Genomic DNA, 7,212 nt, shown 5'->3' with positions numbered 1-7,212 from the left:
AGGGTTATTTTTTTTCGAAAATTAGGATTGAATTATTTGCTAAAAGGGGAAATAAATTATACATTATCTATATATTACTTATATAAAAACATTAAAAGGGATGTGGACATATGTTTCTGGCTTGGAATGAAATGAAAAACAACAAGCTCAGATTTGCTCTAATTATCGGTGTACTAACACTTGTCTCGTACTTGGTCTTCTTCTTATCCGGCCTTGCTAATGGACTCGAGAATCTAAACAAGGAGGCCGTTGACAAATGGGAGGCAGAAGGGGTCATTCTGACAGATGAATCAGATATTAACCTCCCGCAATCCAGCTTTAAGCAGGATGAATATGACGGAAATGGCGCTTCTGAGACAGCTGTCTTAGGACAATTCAACTCCATCGCTACTTCAGGTGACAATAAGGCGAACGTGGCCATATTCGGCATTAAGGAAGATGAATTCATTATGCCTGATGTTATAGAAGGAGAAAGCTTCAACAAAACCGGCGAAGTCATCGCAGATGATTCTCTAAAGGACGAAGGATTTGAGGTCGGAGATGAACTTGAGCTCTCTTCCATTGATGAAACGTTAACGATTGTTGGGTTTACAGAGGATGCAAAATTCAATGCAGCACCCGTTCTCTACGGAACGATGGAGACATATCAGAAGGTTCGTTACGGAGAAGCAGCTGAAGCTAGCGAGGACTTGATCAATGCTTATGTAGTCCGTGCAGATAATCTTGATGAGATTACGGTTGATGATTCCTTGCAGCTTATATCAACACAATCATTCATTGAAAATATGCCTGGATACACGGAACAGAACTTAACACTCACCTTAATGATTTACTTTCTGTTCATCGTTTCAGCGGTTATTCTTGCTATCTTCCTTTATGTTTTAACGATTCAGAAGATTAGTATTTTCGGCGTCATGAAGGCACAGGGTATATCCAATCGGTATTTATCCAACTCTGTCATCGCGCAAACCTTCCTGCTTGCCCTATTCGGGGTTATTATCGGTTTCGGCTTAACCATTCTAACTGGTTTCTTCCTGCCAGCCGCTGTACCGGTAGCCTTTAATTATATGGATATGGCTCTTTATGCGGCTATCTTGATTGTCGTATCTGTCCTTGGAGCCCTATTCTCTGTGCAAACCATCGTTAAAATCGACCCATTGAAAGCAATAGGAGGTTAATGAGAATGGCATTACTAGAATTAAAGGATGTAAACAAGGTATTCAAATCAGGCAAATCTGAAATTGAGGCATTGAAGCCGACAAACTTTAAAGCTGAGGCCGGCGAGCTAATTGCCGTAATCGGCCCTTCCGGTTCAGGCAAAAGCACCTTTCTCACTATTGCCGGAGGACTTCAAACTCCAAGCAACGGCGATGTGCTTATAAACGGTCATAACTTAATCGATTTAAAAGAGAAGAAACGCGCCTCCATTCGACTGAAAGAGATTGGCTTTGTCCTTCAATCATCTAACCTTGTTCCTTTCCTGACCGTTCAACAGCAAATGAAGCTGTTAGATAAGGTCAAAAAGGATAATCTTAGAGAGAATCAGCTGGAGCAAATGTATGAATCTCTCGGCATTGGCGAGCTATTAAATAGCTTCCCATCAGACTTATCTGGAGGTCAGCGCCAGCGTGTTGCCATTGCGAAGGCACTCTATACAGACCCAAGCATTATTCTCGCTGATGAACCGACCGCCTCTCTCGATTCTGATCGTGCGTTTGAGGTAATGGATATGCTGAAGGATGCGACAAAGAAAAATAAAAAAACAACGATTGTCGTCACACATGATACCCGCCTGATTGACTACTGTGATAAGGTTTACAAGATTACAGACGGCCAGCTTAAGCTTGAAGCATAAGCTTTCATATAACAAGGGCACCTGCGATTTGCAGGTGCCCTTTGCTCATATCATATTCTCTTACTCTTTCTAATTCCAAAATTCTAATCCAATGCCGAGCAAGGCTCCAGCAACAACTACGCTCCAAGGAGGCAGCTTCCAATAGGCCAGCATGCTAAATAGAACAGCAGCTGCAGCAAAGTCCGCCGCATCTTTGATCGTGCTCGTCCAGATTGGCTGATAAAAGGCCGCAATCAAGATACCAACCACGGCAGCATTCACTCCCATAAATGCTCCCTTCATAGCTGGATTCTGCCGAATAACCGCCCAAAAAGGAAGAGTCCCTACAATCAGCAGGAAAGCCGGTAAAAATATGGCTGCTGTGGCCAGAAGCCCGCCTGCCCAGCCATTCATGACCGCTCCCAAATAAGCGGCAAAGGTGAATAAAGGTCCAGGTACAGCCTGAGCCGCTCCATACCCTGCCAAGAAAGACTCCTCACTGACCCAGCCAGATGGGACGACCTCTTGTTCAAGCAGCGGCAGGACGACATGCCCTCCGCCGAAAACAAGCGCTCCCGAACGATAAAAACTATCAAACACAGCAAGCCATTTAATAGAGAACGCCTCACTAAGCACAGGAAGCAGGAGGAGCAAGCCAAAGAATAGGATTAAACACGCTGCAGCAACCTTTCGAGATAAAGGAATTTCAAATGGAGCCTCATCCTCTTCTTTCTCCTGCTTAAACAGCATATATCCAGCTAATGCACCTAACGCAATGACAGCCACCTGTGTAAACGTCATCTCCCAAACCAGTGTGATGATTAAGGCAATGAGCGCGATTGCTTTCCTTTTCAAATCAGGTGTAAGCTTCTCCGCCATCCCTAAAATTGCATGGGCGACAACAGCTACAGCGACTAGCTTCAAGCCATGTATCCAGCCTGCTTCGCCGATATCCATCCCTTCCAGCAATAGGGCAAACAGAATCAGTGCAATGACAGAGGGGAGTGTAAATCCAATGAAAGAGGTTATCCCCCCTAATAAACCTCCTCTGACAATACCTATTCCAATGCCAACCTGACTGCTTGCAGGCCCAGGGAGAAATTGACATAATGCAACAAGCTCCGCATATCCCTTCTCATCAAGCCATTTACGCCTTTTCACATATTCCTCATGGAAATAGCCAAGATGGGCAATCGGCCCGCCAAATGAGGTGAAACCAAGCCTTGTTGAAACAATAAGAATCTCTAGTAATGCTTTTACGGAAATCCGTTTCCGTTCTGTCCGCATGCATCCCTTCCTCCTTCAATTTAGTACACGATTTTACTTGTTTAATAGGGTGTTAAAAAAATGTAGAATTTGCTGTGTGGTCTTAAGAGGAGTGTATGATCTGTCTACGGTGCCATCATACCATTATTCCCTCCGACAAAAAACGACCATGCTCAAGCCGAATCTCTGAGCATGGCCGCCGCCATTACATTTTTACAATGAGTTTCCTATGAACATGACGTTCCTTAAGCCTTCTCAAGCCTGCCGGAAGCTGTTCACACAGCAGAACCTCTTTGACCAACGTGTCCAGCTTTTGAGCTGCCCGATTCAATCATCTTATAATCCACTGGATTAAGGCCTGCTGCGGCAACCTTTACTAGTAATTCCCCTTTCCCTGGTGTGATATCTTCCACATCTCCATAGACTAGATAATCTATGCTTCCAGGCTTATCTATGTACCAAGCTTTTATTTAGTCCGCTCCCCTGTATTCTCATTGCTTTCTATCTATTATTTTTCCTTTTTAATTCGACGAAAACCGCTGCCATATCGGAATCACCTTCTCCGCTGTCACGCGCGGACATATAGGTATCCTTTGCTGCTTCAGCAAGCGGCAAGCTAACATCTAAGCGATGTGCCTGCTCATTAATCAGTCCTAAGTCCTTCGCCATTAATTTCAGCATAAAGGCGGCAGGGAATTCTTCCTTCTCATACATCTCTCTCTTGCCGGCAAATAAAGGTGTGGCCATAGCTGATTGAGAAATCATCTCCAGCACTTTTCCTCTCTCAAGACCTGCCTTCTCAGCTAATAATAAAGTCTCTCCAACCCCTTGACCGACAATCGCAAGCAAGAGATTGATTGAAAGCTTCGCGGCACTGCCCTTTCCATTCTTACCAAAATAAATAGTCTCTTTGCCCAGTACATCAAAGTACGGCTGGCATGCTTCTTTTGCCGACTCTGCTCCTCCGACAAGAATGACCAATTGACCCTCCTTAGCTGGACCGACGGAACCAGAGACTGGTGCATCCAGGTAAATGCCTCCCCTCTCAGTAACAAGCTGAGCAAATGAACGAGAATCCTCAGGGGAGATTGTACTCATATCAACAATCACCTTTCCAGGCAATAACCCTGCAAGAACTCCATCCTCCTTCGTCAGCACGTCCTTCACCGCGCTTGCGTCAGAGAGCATAATAAAGCTCACATCACATCGTTCGACCAATTCCTTTGCCGATGATTCTCTAATTGCTCCTTCTTTAACTAAAGAAGCCGTTTTCTCCACCGTTCGATTATAAACATGTATGCTATATCCTGCTTTAAGTAGATTCATAGCCATCAATTCACCCATTTGGCCAGTTCCTATCCATCCTATTGTTTGCAAGTAAACCACTCCCGTCTGTTCTGTCTGGATTCCTCTTTACTATATCATTACTGAGTACCTTGAAATCAAGATATATAAACATAATAATCACAGCTCCTCTTCTTCATTTGGAAACAATACGCATATTTCCTCGATTTCGGTAAAGAATGACATCATACGAAAAATGCCCATTCATGTAAAAAGGAGTTGCCACTATGCATCAATCTTTTCTTTTCCGTCTGAGACTCTCCTCGAATTCCTTGATTATGGGTATGCTCCTCGCCTTCGTCGGAGGATATTTAGATGCATACACCTATATCACGAGAGACGGTGTCTTCGCCACAGCCCAAACAGGAAACACCGTTCTTTTTGCCGTGAGGGCGGCAAGCCAGGAATACAGCGGTGCCATCCAGAATGTCCCGCCATTCCTTGCCTTTGTTGCCGGTGTACTTGTAGCAGAGCTTATTAAGGATAAGCTCAAGCCTCGTCACAGAGCTGTGCTTACTCTCGAATTCCTTATCTTATTCATTGTCGGTTTCCTCCCGGCAAGCATACCGAATATGATCATCACCATGGCCATTGCCTTCGTTTCTTCTCTTCAGATTGCCACATTCAATAAACTTGGCGATTGGAGCTATAACTCCACCATCACAACCGGAAATCTGCGAACAGCCGCCCAAGCATCCTATGGGGCATTCGTCAGTCATGATGAGGAATCAATGCGGAAATTCAAAGGCTTTACCGCTATTATTCTGTCCTTTATCAGCGGCACCTTAGTTGGAACATTCTTCAGTGACATCCTTGGGTATACAGCCATCTGGATTGCCGCAGGCATCATTCTGATTACAGTGATTTTGTATCATAGAAGAAAGGAAGCCGGCAGAGCGGCCCTTGCATAGAAAAGAGGAGAAAGCAGCTTTTGCTTCTCCTCTTTCTATCCTTTAAGAATGGTTAGGCTTTTAGAAAATCTGGATCCATAAAGCTTGGGTTAGGATACTTATAGAACCCTTCACCCGTCGCTGTTCCAAGCTTACCTTTATCAATATATTCTTCCTTCAGCATCGCAGCAAGCTTTTTATGCTCCTCGCTGCCGGTTACTGCCGCTTTTTGAGCCACGATATTATAGGCGGTCGTAATACCGACTACATCCAGAATGGCAAAAGGTCCTTTTGGTGCTCCAGTCGCAATCATCCATGTCTTATCGATTGTCTCCACATCAGATATCCCTCTTGCCAAAAGCATTTGTGCGGCATCAAGCAACGGCACTAGCAAGGAGTTCAAGATATAGCCTGGCTGCTCCTTATGCAGCGGAAGAGCGACCATGCCAATTGCTTGGGCAAATTCCATTACATCCTCAAACACACCCATCTCTGTACCTGGATGCTTCATAACCTCTGCCGTATTATTCTTCCAGATTTCATTTGCGAAATGAAGAGCCAGGAATTTCTCTGGACGTCCAGTTGCCTCAGCAAATTGACTTGGCAGCATGGTTGATGAATTGGTCGCAAAGATTGTCTTCTCAGGAGCTGCCTCCCCTAATTTTTGATAAAATTCTGTTTTAATTTGTGCAAGCTCCGGAATGGCTTCAATCACTAAGTCCGCATTGGCAACCGACTCTTTCAAATCAGCTGAATAGGCAATGCGTCCGTAAGCTGCGTCCACTTCCTCCTGAGCCGCTCCTAAATCATCCTGATAGCGGGATTTTAGTTTAGTCAGGCGTTCCTTCGCTTCGTTTAAGGCATTGTCATTAATATCGTAAACGGTTACATTAAATCCTTTGAAAGCTGTCTGATAAGCAATTTGACTTCCTAATACGCCGCTTCCTGCAATCGTAATGTTTTGATAGTTCATCATTTATTCTCATCCCTTTGGTCGATTATGAATCTTTATTATTGTAGTATTTGACCGCCTGCACAGTTAATGATTGAACCTGTGAGTAATTTCCCATTCTTCATAGCGAAAATCACGGCCTCTGCTACTTCTTCAGCTGTTGCCGCAATATTCGGAGGTGTAGTAGCCTGAATCGCTGCCCCGATTTCCTGATTCATCGTAACGCTGGCATTCTTCGAAATCGTCGTTTTCATATTATTTGGGGCAACCCCTACAGCATAGATGCCCACTCCCTGATAATCCTGCCCAATAGATTTGGTCAACCCAGCTAGAGCATGCTTAGAAGCTGAATAAACGCCATTGTAGGCCGTTGGTTTAAAGGAATTGGAGGAAACAGTATTCACGATAGTACCTCCCCCATTTTCGAGCATTACAGGAATCACATATTTTATGCCTAAGAAAGCTCCCTTTACATTGATGTTCATGATACGGTCATACTCTTCTGCGCCGTATTCATGTAATAAACGGAAAGGAACCATGATTCCCGCATTATTTAAAAACACATCAATTGTTCCAAATGCCGTTTTTGCTTCTTCCACATACTTCTTCACATCATCTTCATTTGATACATCCGCACGAACAAAGATTGCTTCAGCTCCTAAATCCTTCGCATCCTTTGTCGTTTGTGTTCCTGCATCCTCATTGAAATCCACTAACACTAAACGATAGCCTTCCTTGGCCAATTTTAATGCAGTTGCTCTTCCCAAACCTGTTGCTGCACCCGTAATGACAACTACTTGATTCATATAAAGCATCTCCCTTCGATATCTTCATCAAAATATGTCTATCACTTTTCCCTACATATCTATTATACACCTGCACAGGTATATTCTACTAATATAGTAACCTGTCCTGAAATGACTATA

General features: G+C 44.0%; 8 protein-coding genes. 3 read left to right on the top strand and 5 right to left on the bottom strand.

Annotated features, from left to right (window positions below):
* The first annotated feature begins 110 nt into the window (after positions 1-110).
* Both ACI35L_RS01330 and ACI35L_RS01325 read left to right on the top strand, forming a co-directional pair.
* Positions 111-1,178, top strand: a complete 1,068-nt coding sequence (locus ACI35L_RS01330; protein ID WP_049672045.1) for an ABC transporter permease — start codon at positions 111-113, stop codon at positions 1,176-1,178.
* Between the two features lie 5 nt (positions 1,179-1,183).
* On the top strand, positions 1,184-1,855 hold the full coding sequence (locus ACI35L_RS01325; RefSeq protein ID WP_049672046.1) for an ABC transporter ATP-binding protein: 672 nt from the start codon (positions 1,184-1,186) through the stop codon (positions 1,853-1,855).
* 69 nt (positions 1,856-1,924) lie between these two features.
* Here the strand turns inward: ACI35L_RS01325 and chrA are convergent, their stop codons facing one another.
* The 3 genes from chrA to ACI35L_RS01310 form a co-directional block, all read right to left on the bottom strand.
* A complete protein-coding gene (gene chrA / locus ACI35L_RS01320) occupies positions 1,925-3,121 on the bottom strand; it encodes a chromate efflux transporter (RefSeq protein ID WP_049672047.1) in 1,197 nt (398 codons plus the stop codon).
* Positions 3,122-3,375: 254 nt separating this feature from the next.
* Positions 3,376-3,513 carry a hypothetical protein gene (locus ACI35L_RS01315; RefSeq protein ID WP_156185651.1) on the bottom strand — a complete coding sequence of 46 codons (138 nt, stop codon included), beginning with the start codon at positions 3,511-3,513 and terminating at the stop codon, positions 3,376-3,378.
* 88 nt (positions 3,514-3,601) lie between these two features.
* Positions 3,602-4,486, bottom strand: a complete 885-nt coding sequence (locus tag ACI35L_RS01310) for an NAD(P)-dependent oxidoreductase (RefSeq protein ID WP_439802073.1) — start codon at positions 4,484-4,486, stop codon at positions 3,602-3,604.
* Positions 4,487-4,671: 185 nt separating this feature from the next.
* Between ACI35L_RS01310 and ACI35L_RS01305 the strand changes: the two genes are divergently transcribed.
* Positions 4,672-5,355, top strand: a complete 684-nt coding sequence (locus tag ACI35L_RS01305; protein WP_049672049.1) for a YoaK family protein — start codon at positions 4,672-4,674, stop codon at positions 5,353-5,355.
* Between the two features lie 52 nt (positions 5,356-5,407).
* Here the strand turns inward: ACI35L_RS01305 and ACI35L_RS01300 are convergent, their stop codons facing one another.
* A complete protein-coding gene (locus ACI35L_RS01300; RefSeq protein ID WP_049673029.1) occupies positions 5,408-6,307 on the bottom strand; it encodes a 3-hydroxyacyl-CoA dehydrogenase in 900 nt (299 codons plus the stop codon).
* A gap of 38 nt (positions 6,308-6,345) precedes the next feature.
* The gene (locus tag ACI35L_RS01295; RefSeq protein ID WP_053103776.1) at positions 6,346-7,092 is read right to left on the bottom strand and encodes an SDR family NAD(P)-dependent oxidoreductase; all 747 of its coding nucleotides are present in this window, start codon (positions 7,090-7,092) and stop codon (positions 6,346-6,348) included.
* Positions 7,093-7,212 lie beyond the last annotated feature (120 nt).

The sequence above is a fragment of the Pradoshia sp. genome (assembly GCF_051873915.1).
Classification (GTDB): Bacteria; Bacillota; Bacilli; order Bacillales; family Pradoshiaceae; genus Pradoshia.
The sequence above is the reverse complement of the archived record's forward strand: the minus strand, read 5'-3'. Positions and strand labels throughout refer to the sequence as shown.

Excerpts from the sequence above, each read along its gene's own strand:
- ACI35L_RS01325 (WP_049672046.1), top strand. The coding sequence starts at position 1,184 with ATGGCATTACTAGAATTAAAGGATGTAAACAAGGTATTCAAATCAGGC.
- ACI35L_RS01295 (WP_053103776.1), bottom strand. The coding sequence starts at position 7,092 with ATGAATCAAGTAGTTGTCATTACGGGTGCAGCAACAGGTTTGGGAAGA.
- chrA (WP_049672047.1), bottom strand. The coding sequence starts at position 3,121 with ATGCGGACAGAACGGAAACGGATTTCCGTAAAAGCATTACTAGAGATT.
- ACI35L_RS01305 (WP_049672049.1), top strand. The coding sequence starts at position 4,672 with ATGCATCAATCTTTTCTTTTCCGTCTGAGACTCTCCTCGAATTCCTTG.
- ACI35L_RS01300 (WP_049673029.1), bottom strand. The coding sequence starts at position 6,307 with ATGAACTATCAAAACATTACGATTGCAGGAAGCGGCGTATTAGGAAGT.
- ACI35L_RS01330 (WP_049672045.1), top strand. The coding sequence starts at position 111 with ATGTTTCTGGCTTGGAATGAAATGAAAAACAACAAGCTCAGATTTGCT.